This is a genomic window from Streptomyces sp. NPDC052064, assembly GCF_055585925.1.
In genome coordinates this window covers 418,048-435,977 of sequence record NZ_JBVJJE010000004.1, presented here as the reverse complement: position 1 = coordinate 435,977, position 17,930 = coordinate 418,048, and the positions used below count along the sequence as shown (strand labels likewise).

Annotated in this window: 14 protein-coding genes; 7 read left to right on the top strand and 7 right to left on the bottom strand. The window is 71.5% G+C overall.

Features of this window, described 5'->3' with window-relative positions:
• On the top strand, positions 1-483 hold the full coding sequence (locus ACZ6TU_RS13145) for a DUF1203 domain-containing protein (protein ID WP_469548153.1): 483 nt from the start codon (positions 1-3) through the stop codon (positions 481-483).
• On the opposite strand, the gene ACZ6TU_RS13140 is transcribed toward ACZ6TU_RS13145, so the two are convergent.
• On the bottom strand, positions 480-1,496 hold the full coding sequence (locus tag ACZ6TU_RS13140; RefSeq protein ID WP_467668402.1) for an aspartate-semialdehyde dehydrogenase: 1,017 nt from the start codon (positions 1,494-1,496) through the stop codon (positions 480-482). The two genes, ACZ6TU_RS13145 and ACZ6TU_RS13140, sit on opposite strands and share 4 nt — an antisense overlap.
• A gap of 340 nt (positions 1,497-1,836) precedes the next feature.
• Between ACZ6TU_RS13140 and ACZ6TU_RS13135 the strand changes: the two genes are divergently transcribed.
• Both ACZ6TU_RS13135 and ACZ6TU_RS13130 read left to right on the top strand, forming a co-directional pair.
• Positions 1,837-2,373, top strand: coding sequence for an RNA polymerase sigma factor (locus tag ACZ6TU_RS13135; RefSeq protein WP_467669085.1), 537 nt, complete (start codon positions 1,837-1,839; stop codon positions 2,371-2,373).
• 1 nt (position 2,374) lies between these two features.
• The gene (locus tag ACZ6TU_RS13130; RefSeq protein ID WP_469548151.1) at positions 2,375-3,322 is read left to right on the top strand and encodes a hypothetical protein; all 948 of its coding nucleotides are present in this window, start codon (positions 2,375-2,377) and stop codon (positions 3,320-3,322) included.
• A gap of 58 nt (positions 3,323-3,380) precedes the next feature.
• Here ACZ6TU_RS13130 and ACZ6TU_RS13125 read toward each other — a convergent pair whose 3' ends face one another.
• Positions 3,381-6,677 carry a S8 family serine peptidase gene (locus tag ACZ6TU_RS13125; RefSeq protein ID WP_467668406.1) on the bottom strand — a complete coding sequence of 1,099 codons (3,297 nt, stop codon included), beginning with the start codon at positions 6,675-6,677 and terminating at the stop codon, positions 3,381-3,383.
• A gap of 219 nt (positions 6,678-6,896) precedes the next feature.
• On the opposite strand from ACZ6TU_RS13125, the gene ACZ6TU_RS13120 reads away from it, so the two are divergent.
• The 3 genes from ACZ6TU_RS13120 (at position 6,897) to ACZ6TU_RS13110 (ending at position 10,574) form a co-directional block, all read left to right on the top strand.
• Positions 6,897-7,364 (top strand): NUDIX hydrolase, encoded by a 468-nt coding sequence (locus ACZ6TU_RS13120; protein ID WP_467668408.1) that lies wholly within the window; start codon positions 6,897-6,899, stop codon positions 7,362-7,364.
• Between the two features lie 230 nt (positions 7,365-7,594).
• Positions 7,595-9,346: a TIGR03767 family metallophosphoesterase gene (locus tag ACZ6TU_RS13115; protein WP_469548148.1), complete on the top strand. Its 1,752-nt coding sequence runs from the start codon at positions 7,595-7,597 to the stop codon at positions 9,344-9,346.
• A gap of 91 nt (positions 9,347-9,437) precedes the next feature.
• Positions 9,438-10,574: a serine hydrolase domain-containing protein gene (locus tag ACZ6TU_RS13110; RefSeq protein WP_469548146.1), complete on the top strand. Its 1,137-nt coding sequence runs from the start codon at positions 9,438-9,440 to the stop codon at positions 10,572-10,574.
• A gap of 29 nt (positions 10,575-10,603) precedes the next feature.
• On the opposite strand, the gene ACZ6TU_RS13105 is transcribed toward ACZ6TU_RS13110, so the two are convergent.
• Both ACZ6TU_RS13105 and pepN read right to left on the bottom strand, forming a co-directional pair.
• Positions 10,604-11,644, bottom strand: a complete 1,041-nt coding sequence (locus ACZ6TU_RS13105; RefSeq protein WP_467668414.1) for a hypothetical protein — start codon at positions 11,642-11,644, stop codon at positions 10,604-10,606.
• 196 nt (positions 11,645-11,840) lie between these two features.
• Positions 11,841-14,420, bottom strand: a complete 2,580-nt coding sequence (gene pepN, locus ACZ6TU_RS13100; protein ID WP_469548144.1) for an aminopeptidase N — start codon at positions 14,418-14,420, stop codon at positions 11,841-11,843.
• Positions 14,421-14,557: 137 nt separating this feature from the next.
• On the opposite strand from pepN, the gene ACZ6TU_RS13095 reads away from it, so the two are divergent.
• The gene (locus ACZ6TU_RS13095; RefSeq protein ID WP_467668418.1) at positions 14,558-15,196 is read left to right on the top strand and encodes a mycothiol-dependent nitroreductase Rv2466c family protein; all 639 of its coding nucleotides are present in this window, start codon (positions 14,558-14,560) and stop codon (positions 15,194-15,196) included.
• A gap of 3 nt (positions 15,197-15,199) precedes the next feature.
• Here the strand turns inward: ACZ6TU_RS13095 and ACZ6TU_RS13090 are convergent, their stop codons facing one another.
• From ACZ6TU_RS13090 to ACZ6TU_RS13080, 3 genes are read right to left on the bottom strand one after another with little or no spacing between them, the layout of a single operon-like run.
• Positions 15,200-15,427 (bottom strand): hypothetical protein, encoded by a 228-nt coding sequence (locus ACZ6TU_RS13090; protein ID WP_184983762.1) that lies wholly within the window; start codon positions 15,425-15,427, stop codon positions 15,200-15,202.
• Entirely contained in the window at positions 15,427-16,467 is a 1,041-nt protein-coding gene (locus ACZ6TU_RS13085; protein ID WP_469548141.1) for a glycerophosphodiester phosphodiesterase family protein, read from the bottom strand. Before ACZ6TU_RS13085 ends, ACZ6TU_RS13090 begins: the two co-directional genes overlap by 1 nt.
• Before the next feature lie 26 nt (positions 16,468-16,493).
• On the bottom strand, positions 16,494-17,918 hold the full coding sequence (locus ACZ6TU_RS13080) for an FGGY family carbohydrate kinase (protein WP_467668422.1): 1,425 nt from the start codon (positions 17,916-17,918) through the stop codon (positions 16,494-16,496).
• Positions 17,919-17,930: the final 12 nt, after the last annotated feature.

Below are 17,930 nucleotides of genomic sequence, written 5' to 3'. Positions count from 1 at the left end.
ATGACGACGACGTACACCGCACAGCCCGTCGCCCCGCGTGTCCTGAAGGAACTCCGCACGACGGACGACGCGGGCCGCTCCACGGCCCCCTTCACCGACACCGAGGGCGGCGTGCCCCTGCGCTGCTGCCTGGGCCGCAGCGAGCCGGGCGACCGCATCGCCCTGGTGTCGTACGCCCCGCTACGCCGCTGGGCGGCGGAAAAGGGCGTCGACCCCGGCGCGTACGACGAAGTGGGCCCGGTCTTCATCCACGCCGACGACTGCCCGGGCCCGGACCTCGACGCCGCCCTCTTCTTCACCAACGCCCACCGCACGGTCCGCCGCTACTCGGCCGAGGGCCACATCCTGGGCGGCCGGCTGGTCGAGGAGCCGGATGCCTTCGGGCAGGCCCTCGGAGAAGCGTTCGACGACCCGGCCGTGGAGCTCGTCCACGTCCGGGCCGTCGAGTACGGGTGTTTCCTCTACGAGGTGCGCAGGGACTAGCCCTTCAGCTCGGCCGCCACCAGTTCCGCGATCTGGACCGCGTTCAGCGCGGCGCCCTTGCGGAGGTTGTCGTTGGAGACGAAGAGGGCCAGGCCGTTGTCCACCGTTTCGTCGCGGCGGATGCGGCCGACGTAGGACGGGTCGTTGCCGGCGGCCTGGAGGGGGGTGGGGATGTCGGAGAGCTCGACGCCCGGGGCGTCCTTCAGCAGCTCCGTCGCGCGCTCCGGGGAGATCGGGCGGGCGAAGCGGGCGTTGATCTGGAGGGAGTGGCCGGAGAAGACCGGGACTCGTACGCAGGTGCCGGAGACCTTCAGCCCGGGGATCTCCAGGATCTTGCGGGACTCGTTGCGGAGCTTCTGCTCCTCGTCGGTCTCGTTCAGACCGTCGTCGACGATCGAACCCGCCAGCGGCAGTACGTTGAAGGCGATGGGCCGCTTGTAGACGCCCGGCTCGGGGAAGTCGACCGCCTCGCCGTCGTGCGTGAGCTTGTCCGCTTCGGCGACGACCTTCTGCGTCTGCCCGTGCAGCTCCGCCACGCCCGCGAGGCCGGAGCCGGAGACCGCCTGGTACGTGGCGACGACCAGGGCTTCCAGGCCCGCCTCCTCGTGCAGCGGACGCAGCACCGGCATGGCGGCCATCGTCGTGCAGTTCGGGTTGGCGATGATGCCCTTGGGGCGGTTCGCGATCGCGTGCGGGTTCACCTCGGAGACGACCAGGGGGACCTCCGGGTGCTTGCGCCACGCGGAGGAGTTGTCGATCACGACGGGGCCCTGGGAGGCGACCTTCTCGGCCAGCGCCTTGGACGTGGCACCGCCCGCGGAGAACAGCACGATGTCCAGGCCGGTGTAGTCGGCGGTCGCCGCGTCCTCCACCGTCACGCCGTCCAGCTGTGTGCCCGCGGAACGGGCCGAGGCGAACAGGCGCAGTTCGGTGACCGGGAAGTTCCGTTCCGTGAGGATCCTGCGCATGACCGTGCCCACCTGTCCGGTGGCTCCGACGATTCCGACCCTCACGGTGACTCCCTCTCCTGCGTCTCTTCACGTGCTCGTTGCTTGGCCGAGGCTTTTCCATCATGCGGCCGACCAAGGCCCGCCTGTCCACTTCTTTCCCCGGGTCTGCCCGGGGAGTGGGACGACGTGTCCCGTTCCATGGTTGCGGACGTCCGGCGCCCACCCCCGCTGAGCTGGAGAAATTCATCTGCCCAGGGGCATACGCCGCAAGGTCGCCTGCCCCTGTTGCTCTCGGCCACACGGGAGTGTGACGTACGCCTCTGCCGTCCCGCCGGAAAAAAGACCGAACGTTCCGGGCGGTGTCGGCGTCGTAGGAGAAACACGGTGAGGGGGGTGGCTTGTGCTGCTGCGCGGAAGGGCCCGGCGCGGCCGGGAGGCGCACACCGGTACCGGCGACGATCCGCTGGACGCGGCACAGGAGCGCCGGGTGCGGGCGGTGCTCGCGCTGGGCGGGGTGCCGCAGGCGGACCTGCCGGACGGGGTGCAGCAGGTCCGCCTGCGGTTGCTGGAGCGGGCCGCGAGCGGCCGGGAGGCGCCGCGGGACGTATCGGCCTGGGCGGCTGTGGTCGCGTCCAACCTGGCCATGGACTGGCATCGGGCCAAGCGCCGCCAGGAGCGCCTCGGGGAGCGGCTGGCCGCCCTGCGGCAGCTGGAACATCCCTCTGGCGAGGACACCAGCGTGCTCTCCGTCGCCGTCGCCCAGGGCCTGGACGAGCTGCCCGACGCCCAGCGGCAGGTCGTCGTGCTGCGTTTCTACGCCGACCTGCCGGTCCGCTCCATCGCCGAGCAGCTCGGCGTCCCCGAGGGCACGGTCAAGAGCAGGCTGCACACGGCGGTACGGGCCCTGCGCGCCCGCCTGCACGAGGACGAGGTGGTGTGACATGACCGCCCGGAACGACGACGACCGGCGCGACGTCGGTTACGACGGCATGGACGCGCTGATGGCAGCGCTCGTCGACGACCCGCTGCCGGAGGGGGCCCGGCGGGACACGTCCTTCATGGCGGCCCACCGAGCGGCTGCCGCGGACGTGGCACTGCTGCGGGACCAGCTGCTGCTGATCGGGGAGACACTGGCGCGCGACGCCGGGGCCGAGGCCGCGGCAGCCGGTACCGGGGCGGTGGCTGGGGGGCAGGCCCGGGGGGAAGCGGGGGGCTCGGCGGGGTGGGCCCCCGCCCCGGGGGCGGCCGTCGGCCCTGCGGCCACGCGCGCTGCCGACGGCCCGAGCGTGAGGGTGCTTCCCGGGGAGTCCCCGGGGGCAGCGTCGCGGTCCGGGCAGGAGGTGGGAGCCGGGGCGGGTGTGGTCTCGCTGGCTGGGCGGCGGAGCCGTCCGCGGGCCCTGGTCGTGGTCATGCGCGGACTCGCCGCGGCCGTGGCCGCCGGCGTCGTGGTGGGCATGGGCTGGCTCGTCGTGCAGAGCGGTAACGGGGCCGGGGACGACTCGGCGGGCAGCTCGGCCGCCGACACCGCGTCCGGGCCGCAGCGCGGCGAGGAGGACGCCGGGCTCGGGCACGCCGGCTACCTCGCGTGCGCCCGGCTCGTGGCCGAGGGCACCGTCGCCGAGGTCGAACCCGTCCCCGGCAGCGGCCAGGACCGCATCACCCTCGACGTGGACCGCTACTACAAGCCCGCCCAAGGCCAGGACCGGATCGTCTTCCCCATGGACGAGGACGCCGAACCCCGGCCGCGACCGGGCGACCGCGTCCTCGTCGGGATCACGCGCGAGCAGGCCCAGCCGGACCTGTGGAGCGTCGGGGAGAAGGAGATCGCCCCCGAACGGGCCTGGATCACCGCCGCCCTGCCCGAGTCGGGAACCCTTCCCTGCGAGTGAGGGAAACACCGAGGGCGGGCGTCCGCCCGGACGCCCGCCCTCGGATGCCGTCCAATCGCTACGGCACGACCTTCTCGATCTTCACACTGCCCACGCCCGCGGCCGTCCCGCGCGCGTTGACCAGCTGGACCTCGCCGAAGAACGCACGCCCCTCGGGCGCGGCCGCCGCGGCGGTGACGCTGCCCGAGACCGTCGCCGAGTCGCCCGTGCCGAGCTTCACCGGCGCCGACCCGTCGACGGTGATGCTGCCGAGGGAGGGAGCGAAGAACACGTCCCGGTAGTCGTACTCGGTCGTGCCGGCCGGCACCGAGTAGCCGACGACCTGGACGGTGTACTTGCCGGCGGCCGGCGAGGGCACGGAGACCGACTCCTCCGAGTCACCGTCGGCGGAGCTGCCGACCTGCTTGCCGGCGGCGTCGTAGACCGCGAGGTCCAGGTCGGCGGCGGCGTCCGAGACGCGGCCGATGGCGACGTCCAGCGACTTCGCGCCCGCGGGCACCTCGACCGTGCTGGTCTGAGTCTCACCCTGCTTGATCGACGGCCGGACCGTCTTCGACGAGCCGAGCGGACCGCCCACCAGCTTGCCCTCGATCGCGGCGAAGCCGTTCGTCACCTTCCAGGAGGCGGCGGCCGGGGTGCCGACCTTCGCCTCGGGCACGGTCACGGTCTCCGGCTCGAAGGCCGCGCCGAGCACGGCGACGTCCAGCTTGTACGGGTTGTCGAGCAGCGGCGACGTACGGCGCGACTCGACCTCGATCTCCCACACGCCGGGCTGCGGGTCCGCGTAGGAACGCAGGTCCGGGCGGCAGGTGTTGGCCGGGTTCGAGTAGTTCGGGTAGCAGTTGACCGTCGACGTCGGGTCGGCCGGGACGCCGAACGGGTGGATGGAGATGAACCGGGTCTGGCTCTTGTCCTTCAGTCCGCCCAGCGCGACCTCCAGCGACTTCGCGCCCTCGGGGACGGTGACGTAGTAGTGCCGCGAGCTGTTGCGCTGCACCGAACCGGACGCGGAGTAGGTGTACTTCAGCGGCGCCGAGGCCACGACCGTGTTCAGGACCTGCTTGTCGATGCCCTCGGTCTTCGGGTCGTCGACCTCCAGGATCGCGCTCTTGATGCCTGCGGACTTCGGCGCGGCCTGGACCTTGACGGTGACCGGCTTGTTCAGCGGCAGCTTCACCTCGTCGGAGCCGACGATCCGGAACGTGCCGCCCGCGTTGTTCTCGAAGTGCAGCTCGTGCCGGATCGCCTTGTCGGCGCCGGACGTACGCGTGACGGTGATCTCGTACGCCTTCTTCTGGCCGGCCTTCAGGCCGCCCTCACGGTCGTACAGGCCCGTGCCGTAGCCGGGCGTCTTGAGCTTTTCGTCCATCGCGGTGTCGACCGGAGCCTTCACCGTGTAGGCGTGCGAGGTCGCGCCGTCGCGGATCGAGTCCCAGGCGTCCTCGATGTTCATGAGGCCCGCGCCCTCCTCGTACGCCTGCACACCCTTGATGTGGTCGGCGGTCGAGGTGAGGGCCGTGCGCAGGGTCGCCGGCGTGAGGTCGATCTTCTTCTGCTTGGCGGCCGAGAGCAGCAGCGCCGAGGCGCCCGCGGCCTGCGGGGAGGCCATCGAGGTGCCCTGGAGCATGCCGTAGCCGGCCGGCAGGGAGTAGCCCGCCTCGGCGACCGGGGCACCCGGCATCCAGGTCTGGATGGTGTTGATCGCGGCACCCGGGGCGACCAGGGTCGGGGTGAAGCCGCCGTCCTCACGCGGGCCGCGCGAGGAGAACGGCATCAGCGCGTACTTCTTCTCCACGACCGAGCCGTAGTTGGCGGCCCAGGTCTCCTTGGAGACGGACGCGCCGACCGAGATCACCTTGTCGGCCAGGGCCGGGTCGCCGATGGTGTTGGTGCCGGGGCCGGAGTTGCCCGCGGAGATCACCAGCTGCACGCCGTAGGTGTCGATGAGGCGCGTGTACAGCTCGGCGCGCGCGTTGTTGCCGTCGTTCAGCGCCGGCAGGCCGCCGATGGACATGTTGACGATGTCGACGCCGCGCTTGGTGACGAGGTCGATCATGCCCTCGGTGAGCGCGACGTTGGTGCAGCCGCCGGACCAGGTGCAGGCGCGCGAGGAGACGAGCTTGGCGCCCGGAGCCGCGCCGTCCATCTTGCCGCCGAACAGGCCGTTCGCGGCGGTGATGCCGGCGACGTGCGTGCCGTGCTCGGACTCGATGACGCCGATGTTGACGAAGTCGGCCTTCGCACCGGCGCCGTTGTAGACGACGTCCTTGCGGATCTCGACGACGAACGGCTGCCGCTCGGCGATGTCGGTCTTCGGGTCGTCGGTGCCGAAGTACCCGATCTGGAAGCCGTCCTTGTACGGCTTCATCGCGGTGTCGTCTGCGAAGTCGGAGTTGTTGTTCAGGTCGACCCGGACCGTGCCGGCGGCCGGGTCGTACAGCACGCCCCAGGAGTCCGTGGTGTCGCCGTCGCGGTTGGCGTCACCCGCGGCGTCACCGCCGGTGGTGTACGACTCCTTGAAGGTGCTCACCCGGTACGAGCCCGACGGCGCCTTCCAGGTCCTGCCGTCGTGCGTGAACGTGGGGCCCGAGACCGAGGTGTCCATCCGGCGCCACGTGTTGTCGTTGTCGACGACCGGGTCCGTCGCCGTCACCCAGTCGACGATCTTCCGCTCGCCGGTCGTGGTCTTCTGGAGCGCAGGGTGGCCCAGGTCGACGCCGGAGTCCAGGATGCCGATGGTGATGCCGCGGCCGTCCGCCTTCGGGTGGTCCTCGACGAAGTCGACCGCGCCCGTCTCGAAGGACGGGTTGTACGGGTTCTCCGCGGGGGTCTTCTTCCCCGGCGCCGGGTACGTCCCCGCGTCGGCCTTGGCGCCCTTGACGGCGTCCGCGGCCGGCGTCGGGTCGTCCAGCGGGATCTCCTCGCGCAGGTCGATGCCGTGCACGGAGGAGAGCTTGACGGCGGCGGCGATGGCCGAGTCCGCCCGGGACGTCGGGACGGTGGCGCGGACGTAGCCCAGCTTGTCGTCGGCCCGGCCCACCGAGCCGCCCTTGACCGCGTCCAGCTGCCCGGCGACCTGCTCGGTCTGCCCGGGCGCGGTGGCGATCATCATCGTGACGGTCTTGTCGCCCTCGGCCTTGGCCTCGGCGAGCAGGTCCGCGTCGCCCGAACCGAGCTTGCCGTGCGCCGACTTGACGTCGGTGTCGGCCGGAGCGGTCGTGCCCGGCTCGTCGGCGGCGAAGGCCAGGGGGACCGGTCCGGCCGCGGAGAGCGCGGCGACGAGACCGGCCGCCACGGCGACGCGCGCCACACGTCTCCGGGCCGATATCGGGTCACGCTGGGGGGTGTTGGTCATCGGCATCCCTTGTAGGTAAAGGAACGAGCGGGAGCGACCGGGGCCGATCGGTCCTGGTCGCGGCCGTCCGGATCGCAGGCCCGGACGATCGCACAGCTTTACGCAAGGTGAGGTTCTTTGGGGAGGGTTGACCGAATCGAAATGGATGTATGGGGAAAACCCGCGATGCGTTTTGCGGGCATGAGTCCTGAAGGCGGCGAAATCGGTTAACGTCCCGGAGTGCGACAGAAGTTGAGGGTGGCGGCCTACGCCGTATGCGTCCGCGACGGACAGATCCTGCTCGCCCGCTCACCGGCCCCCGACGGCACCCCCGAGTGGGTCATGCCCGGCGGCGGCATGGAGCACGGCGAGGACCCCTACGACACCGTGCGGCGGGAGGTCGAGGAGGAGACCGGGTACCACATCGAGGTCACCGGACTGCTCGGCGTGAACTCCTCCCGCCACACCCTCCGCGAAGGCCTCGGACGCGCCGTCGACCATCACGCCGTCCGCTTCGTCTACGAGGGCCGGATCATCGGCGGCGAACTGCGCAACGAGGTGAACGGCTCCACCGACCTCGCCGCCTGGCAGGACCTGGACGCGGTCCCCGGACTGGTCCGCGTGGGGATGGTCGACATAGCCCTGCGCCTGTGGCGGGAGCGGCCGGTCACCGGACGGCTCGCCGACGCCATGGAGGAGGTGGAATAGGTGCAGTACCCCGGAAGATGAACACCGCGTGACCGACTCCCGGCCGTTCCAGGAGCGGCCGACGACGCGCAGGTAGTCCAAGATCCACGTACGGTGATCGGCGCTGCCCGTTGCCGCCGCGTTTACGCACAGGTCATTCCCAGTGCCAACGATCCAGTACGAGCGGGGTGTTCGCGTGCCGGACATCCCGCGACCACTGCCGACGCGTTCGCACTCGGGGAGAGAAGCGCATGTCGCGCACACGCTCAGTCGCCGGCTCCGGCCAGGGCATCCACCGTCGTTCCGTCCTCGCCGCCACCGGAGCGGTCGCCCTGTCCGCAGGTGTCGGCTACGCCCTGCGGCCCAGCGACAGCCAGGCCGCCACCGCCAAGGAGACCACCGAGGCAGTCGCCGCCTCCTCCCGCCGGGCACCGGCCGCACCGCTGGCCCCGTACACCAAGGGCACGACCGTGGCGTCCGTGGCCGCCCCGCGCGGCTCCGGCTACCGGCGCCTCGGCGACGGACCCGGCTGGCAGCGGGTCGTGCGCTCCGACCTGGCCGCGCCCAAGTCCGGCCGCGTCGGGCGCCGTACCCCGCTCGCGGCGTTCGTGCAGCTCACCGACCTGCACATCATCGACGCCCAGCACCCGCTGCGCCTGGAGTACCTGCGCTCGGCCGACGTGCACGCCTGGCGGCCGCACGAGGCGCTGACCGTGCAGGGCGCGATCGCGTTGGTGGAGCGGATCAACGCGCTCCGCGGCGCCCCGGTCACCGGCGCCCCGCTGCACTTCGCCATGACCACCGGCGACAACACGGACAACAACGCCAAGTCCGAGCTGGAGTGGTTCCTGAAGATCATGAGCGGCGGGCGCATCACACCCAACACCGGCGACCCGCGCCGGTACGAGGGCGTCCAGAACAGCGGCCTCAAGCTGTACTGGCAGCCGGACGCCGCGGTCCGCGACACCGACAAGCAGGTCGGCTTCCCGCACCTCGACGGCTTCCTCAAGGCCGCCATCCGCGAGGTCCGCAGCCCCGGCCTCAACCTGCCCTGGTACTCGACCGTCGGCAACCACGACTCCATGCCGATGGGCTGCTATGCCCACGGCGACTCCTACCTCACCGAACTCGCCGTCGGCGGCAAGAAGCTGATGAACGTGTCCGCGGCCGAGGCACAGCGGCTCCTGACCCTCATCAAGAAGGACCGGGACCCCGAGGGCGTCCGCTACCACGACTTCCTCAAGACCCACGCCCGGGCCACGCGCTCGGTCACCCCCGACGAGAGCCGCGCCCCCTTCACCCCCACCGAGTACATCCAGGCTCACCTGGACCCGGCCTACCGCGGCATCGGCCCGGCCGGCCACGGCTACTCCTCCGCCAACCTCGACGCGGGCACCCAGTACTACGCCTTCCGCGTCTCCGACGACGTCATCGGCATCAGCCTGGACACCACCGACGCGGGCGGCCACTACGAAGGCTCTCTCGGCACGGCCCAGTTGAAGTGGCTCGACCGGACACTGCGGGAGAACAAGGACTCCTACGCGGTGATCTTCAGCCATCACACCAGCAAGACGATGACGAACACCCGCATCGACCCGGCCCGCCCCGATGAGCGCCGGCACAGCGGCCAGGAGGTCCTCGCCCTCCTCGGCGGCCACCGCAACGTGCTCGCCTGGGTGAACGGCCACATCCACAAGAACGTCATCACCCCGCACTCGATGTCCGGCGGCGGTTCCTTCTGGGAGATCTCCACGGCCTCCCACGTCGACTACCCGCAGCTCGCCCGGGTCATCGAGCTGACCGACAACAAGGACGGCACGGTCTCCCTGTTCACCACGCTCGTGGAGTCCTCGGCCCCGCACCGCACGGACTTCTCCGACCTCTCCCAGACCGGCCTCGCCGCCCTCTACCGCGAGCTGTCCCTCAACGCCCCCGGAGCGAGCACGTCCCTCGGCGGCGACCCGGAGGACCGCAACACCGAGCTGGTTCTGAAGAAGGGCTGAATCCCGCTCAACCCGCCCGGGCCGGTCAACTCCGGCCCGCCGACTCGCGGTCCCACCCCCTGACACCGCTCGACGTGACGGGGGTACGGACATGAACAGACGCGCACGCACGATCCTGACGGCGGCGACGGCCGTGGCACTGTCGGCGGCCCTGGCGGGTCCCGCGGTCGCGGCCCCGCCCGCAGACGACCACGACGCGACCCGGCAGGCGATGCGGGCCGCGGTCGCCGACGGCGTCCCGGGCGTGACCGTGAGAGCGCAGCGGGGGCACGGGGCCTGGGCGGCCACGGCCGGGGTGGGCAACCTCGAGACGGGCAAGCCGCGTTCGACGCGGGACCACTACCGCATCGGCAGCGCGTCCAAGACGTTCATCGCCACCGTCGTCCTGCAACTGGAGGCGGAGGGCGAGCTCTCGCTCGACGACACCGTGGAGAAGTGGCTGCCGGGCGTGGTGCACGGCAACGACCACGACGGCAGCCGCATCACGATCCGCCAGTTGCTGAACCACACCAGCGGCGTCTTCGACCTGCTGGCCGACGAGACCTTCCAGCGGACCTACATGCTCGAGGAGGGCTTCCTCCGGCACCGCTTCGACACGACGACGCCCCGGGACCTGGTGGCGATGGCCATGACCAACCCGCGGGACTTCGAGCCGGGCACCTCGTGGAGGTACTCCAACACCAACTACATCCTGGCCGCGATGGTGATCGAGCGGATCACGGGCCGCCCGTACGGCGAGGCCGTCGAACACCGCGTCATCGAACCGCTGAAGCTGACGGCCACCTCGGTCCCCCGCACCCGGATCACCGTCCCACAGCCCGGCAGCCGCGCCTACAGCAAGCTGGCGAGGACACCCGACGGCCCGGCCTACGACGTCACGGAGTTCAGCCCCTCCTTCGCCTACTCGGGCGAGGTGATCTCCGACTCGGCCGACCTGAACCGCTTCTTCTCGGCCCTGCTGCGCGGCGAGGTGCTCCCGCCGCGGCAGCTGAAGGAGATGAAGCGCACGGTTCCCACGACGAAGCAGAACGAGCGCTACGGCCTCGGTCTGCGCTCGTACGAGCTGACCTGCGACAAAACCGTCTGGGGCCACGGCGGCGACATTCACGGTTCCTCCTCCATGGCCGTCACCACGAGCGACGGCCGCCACTCCCTGGCCGTCAACTTCAACGGGGACTGGGCAGGGGAGACGAAATCCGTCGTCGAGGCGGAGTTCTGCGGAAAGTAACCCCTCCCGGTACTGCCCCCGGCCCGGCACTAGCGGGGCAGTACCGCGACATACGCGGCCGGATCGCGGTCGGCCGAGGCCATCAGGGCCGTGCGGACCACCGTCGCCTGCTGTTCCAGGGAGTCGCGGAGCTTCCTGGGCGTGATGTGGACGACCGTGATGCCGAGACGCTCCAGGTGCTCGCGCTTGCGGGCGTACTCGGACCACAGGGCGTCGTCGTCCTGCCGGGGCGCCCGCGTGTCCAGCTCCACCGCCACCGCGTGGTCGGGCCAGTACGCGTCCAGGCCGCCGAGGTAGGGGCCGCCGGGCAGGCGCAGGTCCACGTTCCAGACCGGGTCGGGCAGGCCGTACTCGCGGACCATCCGGTACAGGCGGTCCTCCGCACGCGCCCGGCCCTCCGCCAGCAGTGACTCCACCGCGTCCACCACGTGCGGACGGCTCAGCAGGCGCGCCTCGTTCAGCTCCCGCACCACCGCCGCCGGCTCGCAGTGGGCGCCGCGCACCGCCTCCGTCATCAGCCGGCGCACGGTGCCGGCGTCCGCCAGCTCGGCGACGGCATCGGCCAGCGCGCGGGCCGCCGGGGCCACCGGGACGCCCGTGACCTCCTCGGGGGTGGGTAGCGCGGGGGTGCGGACGATGCGTGCGCAGCCCGTCGAGCGCAGCCGCCGCATGCGCGGGACCAGGACGTCGAAGGCAGCCAGGGACGGCAGCGGGGGCGTGGAGGAGAAGCCGTGCAGGGTCAGCGCGGCCAGGCCCGTGATCATCACCTCCGGGTAGGCGGGGGCGTGTGCCTCGCGCGCGCCGGGCTGGGCCGGGACCCCTGTGCCACGCTCCCGTGCCGCGTACATCAGCACCGCGTGCAGCCGCTCCTCGCTGGTCGGCGGGCCCGGGTGGAGCAGGACGACGCCCGGGAGGAGCTGCTGCCAGGGGCCGCCGGGACGGCACTGCTCGTTCGTCTCGGCCGTGGAGACGCCGTGCGCGCGGAGCCGGGCCGTCGTCGTCACGCGGGGGCGGCCACGGCCGGACAGGTCGTGCAGGGGGCGGGGAGAGAGCGGCGTGTTGTGGGTCATGACCCGCAATTTCCCTTGCCCGGACCGCCCTTGAACCGCTGTTACAGGCCCGTCGACAAATACGGACAAGCCCGCGCTAAAGGACGGATGTTCGGATACCGAAAGCCCCTGGTCCGTTCGGGTGCGGACCAGGGGTTACGGCTCACCGGGCACTCATCTCGTAACGAAGACGGAACGCCCGGACTTTAGGCCGAAGCTACTGGCCGGAGGTCTTGTCGCACTCCTGCCCCCGCAGCGCCCGTGCCAGGTCGTCCCGGGCCTCCAGCACCAGCCGGCGCAGGGCCGGGGCCGCCTCCCGGTGGGCCTCCAGCCATGCGTCCGTGGCGTCGAGGGTCTCCCGGGACTGCTGGAGCGACGGGAACATGCCCTGCACCACGTGCATCCCGATCTGGATCGACCGCTCGGCCCACACCCGCTCGATCGCCGCGAAGTACTTCTCCGCGTACGGCGCGAGCAACTCCCGCTGCGAGCCCTGGGAGAAGCCCGCGATGGTCGCCTCGACCATCGCGTTGGACAGCGCGTCCGACTCCACGACCTGCGCCCACGCCTGCGCCTTGACCGCCTCCGACGGCCGGGCGGCCAGACAGCGCACCTGGTGGCGCTTGCCGGAGGCCGTGTCGTCCCGGGCCAGCTCCTCGGCCAGCACCTTCTCGTCCACCACCCCGTGCGCGGCCAGCGGCTCCAGGAACACCCACCGCAGCTCCTGGTCCAGTTCGAGGCCCTCGACCGACGCCGTGCCCGCCAGCAGGTCGCTCAGCAGCTCGAAGTCGGCCTCGGTGGCGGCCGTCCGGGCGAAGAAACGCGCCCATGCGAGCTGATGCTCGCTGCCGGCCTCGGCCGCGTACAGCTCGCGCCGCGCACCCTCGGCGAGGATATGGGCGGTCGTCTCCCGCCGCGCGGGCGCCGTGTAGTGCGTGACCGCCCACTCGGCCCACCCGTGCAGCATCTGCACCACGCCGATCTCGGACTCGCTCCCCGCGAACCGCAGCACCAGGTCCACGAAGTCCCTCGCCGGGAGCAGGGCGTCCCGCGTCATGTTCCACAGCGCCGACCAGCACAGGGCGCGTGCCAGCGGGTCGGTCACCGCCCCCAGGTGCTCGCGCAGCGTCGCCAGCGACGTCTCGTCGAAGCGGATCTTGCAGTACGTCAGGTCGTCGTCGTTGACCAGGACCAGGTCGGGCGCCTCGGCGCCGGACAGTTCCGCCACGACCGTCCGCGGGCCGTCGACGTCCACCTCGGCGCGCGCGTACCGCTCGACCGACCCGCCGTCCGTCATCCGGTACAGGCCCACCGCCACCCGGTGCGGGCGCAGTTCGGGATGCGACTCGGCCGCCTCCTGCACCACCGCCAGCTCCTGGACGCGGCCCTGCGGGTCCAGCAGCAGCTGCGGGGTCAGAGAGTTCACCCCGGCCGTCTGGAGCCAGGACCGCGACCAGGTGCTCATGTCCCGGCCGCTGGTCTCCTCCAGCACCGACAGCAGGTCACCGAGGCGCGTGTTGCCGTACGCGTGCCGCTTGAAGTAGCGCCGGGCGCCCTCCAGGAACGCGTCCTGGCCGACGTACGCCACGAGCTGCTTCAGCACCGACGCGCCCTTGGCGTAGGTGATGCCGTCGAAGTTCAGCTTGGCGTCCTGGAGGTCGCGGATGTCCGCCGTGATCGGGTGCGTGGAGGGCAGCTGGTCGGCCCGGTAGGCCCACGACTTGCGGCGGTTGGCGAAGGTGATCCAGCCGTTGACGAAGCGGGTCGCGCCGACCAGCGAGAACTCACCCATGAAGTCCGCGAACGACTCCTTCAGCCACAGGTCGTCCCACCACTCCATGGTGACCAGGTCGCCGAACCACATGTGCGCCATCTCGTGCAGGAGGACGTTGGCCCGGCCCTCGTAGGACGCCTGCGTCACCTTGCCCCGGAAGATGAACTCCTCCCGGAAGGTCACCAAACCCGGGTTCTCCATCGCGCCCAGGTTGTACTCGGGCACGAACGCCTGGTCGTACTTGCCGAACGGGTACGGGTAGTCGAAGTGGTCGTGGAAGAAGTCCAGGCCCTGCTTGGTGACCAGGAAGACGTCCTCGGGGTCGAAGTGGGGCGCGAGGCCCTTGCGGCACAGGGCGCCGAGGGGGATCTCCAGCGTCGTGCCGTCCGCGAACGTACGGGAGTAGGAGTCCGTCACGTAGTGGTACGGGCCCGCCACCACACACGTGATGTACGTCGAGATCGGCTTGGTCTCGGCGAACCGCCACACCCCGTCGGCCCGCTCGCCCACCCCGTTGCTCCACACCGTCCAGCCCTCCGGCGCCCGCACCTCGAAGCGGAACGGGGCCTTGAGGTCGGGCTGCTCGAAGTTGGCGAAGACCCGGCGGGAGTCGGCCGGCTCGTACTGCGTGTACAGGTACACCTCGCCGTCCTCGGGGTCGACGAAGCGGTGCAGTCCCTCCCCGGTGCGGGAGTAGGCGCACTGCGCGTCGACGACCAGCTCGTTGTCGGCGGCCAGGTCCTCCAGCGTGATCCGGGAGCCGTCGAAGACCTCGCCGGGGTCCAGATCCCGGCCGTTGAGTGAGACGGCCGTCACACTCGGGGCGATCAGATCGGCGAAGCTGCTCGCGCCGGGCTCGTTGCAGCGGAACCGGACGGTCGTGACGGACCGGAACGTGCGGGGCCCGTCGGTGTCGTCCTCACCGACCGCGGACCGCAGGTCGAGGGACACCTCGTACCCGTCGACGCCGATCAGGGCGGCCCGCTCCCGGGCCTCGTCGCGGGACAGATTCTCACCGGGCACGGGCGGAACTCCTCAAGCGTCGTCGGATACGGCTGAACAGCGACGATCCTGCCACGTGCCCCTGACGCGGGGCAGCGGGGAATGACCGGGGCGAGCGGTGGTGTTCCCGGAGAAACGGTTTCCTCATGAGGAGAGACATGTCGGACAAGACTCCCGTCGACTTCTGGTTCGACCCGCTGTGCCCCTGGGCGTGGATGACCTCCCGCTGGGCGCTGGAGGTGGAGAAGGTCAGGGACATCCAGGTCCGCTGGCATGTCATGAGCCTCGCCGTGCTCAACGAGGACAAGCTCGACGAGCTGCCCGAGGAGTACCGCGAGCTGCTCGAGACCAAGGCGTGGGGTCCCGTCCGGATCGTCATAGCGGCACAGCAGGAGCACGGCGCCGAGGTGCTGGGCGACCTCTACACCGCGCTCGGCACCCGCATCCACAACCAGGGCGAGGGCCCCGGCAAGGAGACGGTCGCGGCCGCCCTGAAGGACGTCGGCCTGCCCGAGTCCCTCATGGAGCACTGGGACGGCACCCGGTACGAGCCCGAGCTGCGCGCCTCCCACAAGGAGGGCATCGACAAGGTCGGCCAGGAGGTCGGCACCCCGGTCATCGCCGTGCCCGGCGCCGACGGCGAGCAGATCGCCTTCTTCGGCCCGGTCGTCACCCCGGCCCCCAAGGGCGAGGAGGCCGCCCGCCTCTGGGACGGCACCCTCGCCGTGGCCTCGGTCCCCGGCTTCTACGAGATCAAGCGCACCCGCACCAAGGGGCCGGACTTCTCCAACCTGTAGGACTCACCCGGCAGGGGCGGCCTCCTCCTTGAACCGCTCGGGGAGGACGCCGCCGCCGTCCGTGTGCAGATACGGCTGGTACCAGAGGCAGCCCTTCACCGTGCACCGCCAGAGGTTGTCCACGTAGTGGCGCGGATCCTTCTTCTCCTCACGGACCGCCGCCCGCTCCTCCTCGTTGAGCTTCCGGAAGTCCTGCATGGTGCCGCAGGTCCGGCACGCCCTGCGAATCATCAGCCCCTCCTCGCGATCACCGCCAAGTCCGGGAAGTCGGTTACGACCGCATCGACCCCCATGCGGTAGTACAGCGCGTATTCGGCGAACGCGTCCCCGAAATCGGTGCTTCCGGTGCCGCGCCGGAACTCCGCCGGCAGGAACTGGTTCTCCGCCCGGAAGGTGTACGGCCCCACGCGCAGGCCCGCCGCGTGGGCGTCCGCGAGGAGTGACGTGCCGACGAGCGACGACTTGTCCGGGCCGATCCAGTCCGCGTACCGCGCGATCCCGGCCAGGCCCGCCGGCGTCATCATGTCCCGGTAGGTCGTCGTGGGCAGGTCGTACGGACCGCCCGTCGTCCCCAGCGCCTGCCACAGCGGTACGCCCAGCCCTGTCATGCGCTTCAGGCTCGTCGGCTCGAAGGACTGCACGACGCACTCGCGCCGGCCGAGCCGGCCCAGGCGGATCGCGGCTGCCAGCTTCGGCTCCAGCGGCAGGCCGATGGACCGGAAGTACGTCGGGTGCTTGGTCTCCGGGAAGACGGCGATCGTCCGGCCGTGCGTCTTGGACAGCTTCCGCGCCAGGTCCACGACCTCCTGGAAGGTCATGACCTCCGCGCGCCCGTCGAAGACCGTGTTGCGGTTGCGGACCTGCGGCAGCCGCTCCACCGCCCGCAGCGTCTTCAGCTCGGCGAGGGTGAAGTCCTCCGTGAACCATCCGGTCACGGACCGGCCGTCGACCGTCTTCGTCGTGCGGCGGTCCGCGAATTCCGGGTGGCGGGCCACGTCGGTCGTCTGGGAGATCTCGTTCTCGTGCCGGACCACCAGCACGTGGTCCTTCGTCGGCACCAGGTCCGGTTCGATCCAGTCGGCACCCGTCTGCACGGCGTACGTGTACGAGGCGGCCGTGTGCTCGGGGCGCCAGCCGGCGGCGCCGCGGTGGCCGATGACCAACGGCCCGCCGGCAGGGGCCGCATGAGCGGGTGCCGCGTGCGCGGGTACGGCCGCGGCGGCCGGGGAGGCGGCGGCCGCGAGCAGGAGAGATCGGCGTCTCAGGTGCATCCAGGTCCCTTTCGCCATCCAAACGTTCACGTCCTTGCCCGGGCCCGTGCGTCGGCAAGCCGGGCCAGGTGCTCCTCGTAGCCCTCCGCGTAGTACGCGGCCCGGCCCCGGTCCGGCTCGACGACCTCCGTCGGCCGTGTCCACACCTGCGCGTCCAGCGGCACCCCGTACCGCTCGGCCGCCGCGAGAACCGCGCCCCGGGCCCCCACCTCGCCCTCGACGACCCGCAGCGGCCGGCCGAGCACATCGGCGAGCAGCCGCATCCAGGCGGGGCTGCGGGTGCCGCCGCCGCAGACGGCCAGATTCCCGTCGAGGCCCGCCGCCTCCAGGCAGTGCCGGGCGGCATGGCCGATGCCCTCGCAGGTGGCGCGGACCAGATCGCCCCGGGTCGACTCCAGGGAGACGCCGGTGAGTTCGGCGCGCAGCCGGGGCTCGACGAAGGGGGCGCGTTCGCCGGAGGGCGCGAAGTACGGCAGCACCCGGACGCCGTTCGCGCCCGGCGGGGTCTCCGCCAGCAGGCCGTCCACCTCGTCGTGCCGCACCCCCGTCGTCGACAGCACCCAGTCCAGGGCCGCCGTGCCGACCATCGCGGGCATGGCACGCAGCCAGTGACCGGGCCGGTCGGTGGAGATGTACAGGCCGGCCGGTTCGCCCGTCAGGTCCAGCTCGGTCGTGGCGACCAGGCTGGCCAGACAGGTGCCGACGATCAGCAGACCGTCCCCGGGGGCCGTCACGCCGGCGCCCAGCGCGCAGGCCGGCAGATCGTACGGGCCGTTCGCGATCCGGGTGCCGGACGGCAGGCCCTCGCCCCGCGCCTCGGCCGTCGCGACCGGGTCGCTGACCGGGGCCAGCAGACGGCGCCGGTGCGTGAGCCCCAGCAGCTCCACCACCCGGTCGTCGTACGTCCGGGTGCGCGGGTCCAGGAAGGGCATCGAGGCGTCCGACACATCCGTCGCCGGTCCCACCCCCGTCAGCCGCTGGAACACCATGTCCTTGCAGTACAGGGCGGCCTCCGCGGCATCCAGCGCCTTCGGTTCGTTGCGGTCCAGCCAGGCCAGCAACGGCCCCGGACAGCCCGGGAACATCGCGCTCCCGGTCCGCCGGAACACCGTCTCGAACGTACCGTCGGCCAGCCACCGGTCGACCAGTTCGTGCGCCCGCCCGTCCATCCAGGAGGCCGCCGCCCGCACGGGCCGCCCCTCCCCGTCGACCAGCCACACCCCGTCGCCCTGCCCGGTGAGGCCCGCGAGCTCGACCGGCCCCGGGACCCGTCCGGTGACCTCGTCGAGCACGGCGACGACCGCCCCGTACACCTCCTCCATGTCCTGCTCGACGATCCCGCCGTGCAGCCTCAGGTCCACCGGGCGGAAGGACACGGCCAATTCCCGGCCCGTGTCGTCGAAGGCCGCCGCCTTGACCATGGACGTGCCCACATCGATACCGACGTACATGCGGCTCTCCTC

Bases quoted from the DNA above. Each gene is read 5' to 3' on its own strand.
- ACZ6TU_RS13145 (WP_469548153.1), top strand. From the start codon at position 1: ATGACGACGACGTACACCGCACAGCCCGTCGCCCCGCGTGTCCTGAAG.
- ACZ6TU_RS13130 (WP_469548151.1), top strand. From the start codon at position 2,375: ATGACCGCCCGGAACGACGACGACCGGCGCGACGTCGGTTACGACGGC.
- ACZ6TU_RS13125 (WP_467668406.1), bottom strand. From the start codon at position 6,677: ATGACCAACACCCCCCAGCGTGACCCGATATCGGCCCGGAGACGTGTG.
- ACZ6TU_RS13115 (WP_469548148.1), top strand. From the start codon at position 7,595: ATGTCGCGCACACGCTCAGTCGCCGGCTCCGGCCAGGGCATCCACCGT.
- ACZ6TU_RS13110 (WP_469548146.1), top strand. From the start codon at position 9,438: ATGAACAGACGCGCACGCACGATCCTGACGGCGGCGACGGCCGTGGCA.
- ACZ6TU_RS13105 (WP_467668414.1), bottom strand. From the start codon at position 11,644: ATGACCCACAACACGCCGCTCTCTCCCCGCCCCCTGCACGACCTGTCC.
- ACZ6TU_RS13095 (WP_467668418.1), top strand. From the start codon at position 14,558: ATGTCGGACAAGACTCCCGTCGACTTCTGGTTCGACCCGCTGTGCCCC.
- ACZ6TU_RS13090 (WP_184983762.1), bottom strand. From the start codon at position 15,427: ATGATTCGCAGGGCGTGCCGGACCTGCGGCACCATGCAGGACTTCCGG.
- ACZ6TU_RS13085 (WP_469548141.1), bottom strand. From the start codon at position 16,467: ATGCACCTGAGACGCCGATCTCTCCTGCTCGCGGCCGCCGCCTCCCCG.
- ACZ6TU_RS13080 (WP_467668422.1), bottom strand. From the start codon at position 17,918: ATGTACGTCGGTATCGATGTGGGCACGTCCATGGTCAAGGCGGCGGCC.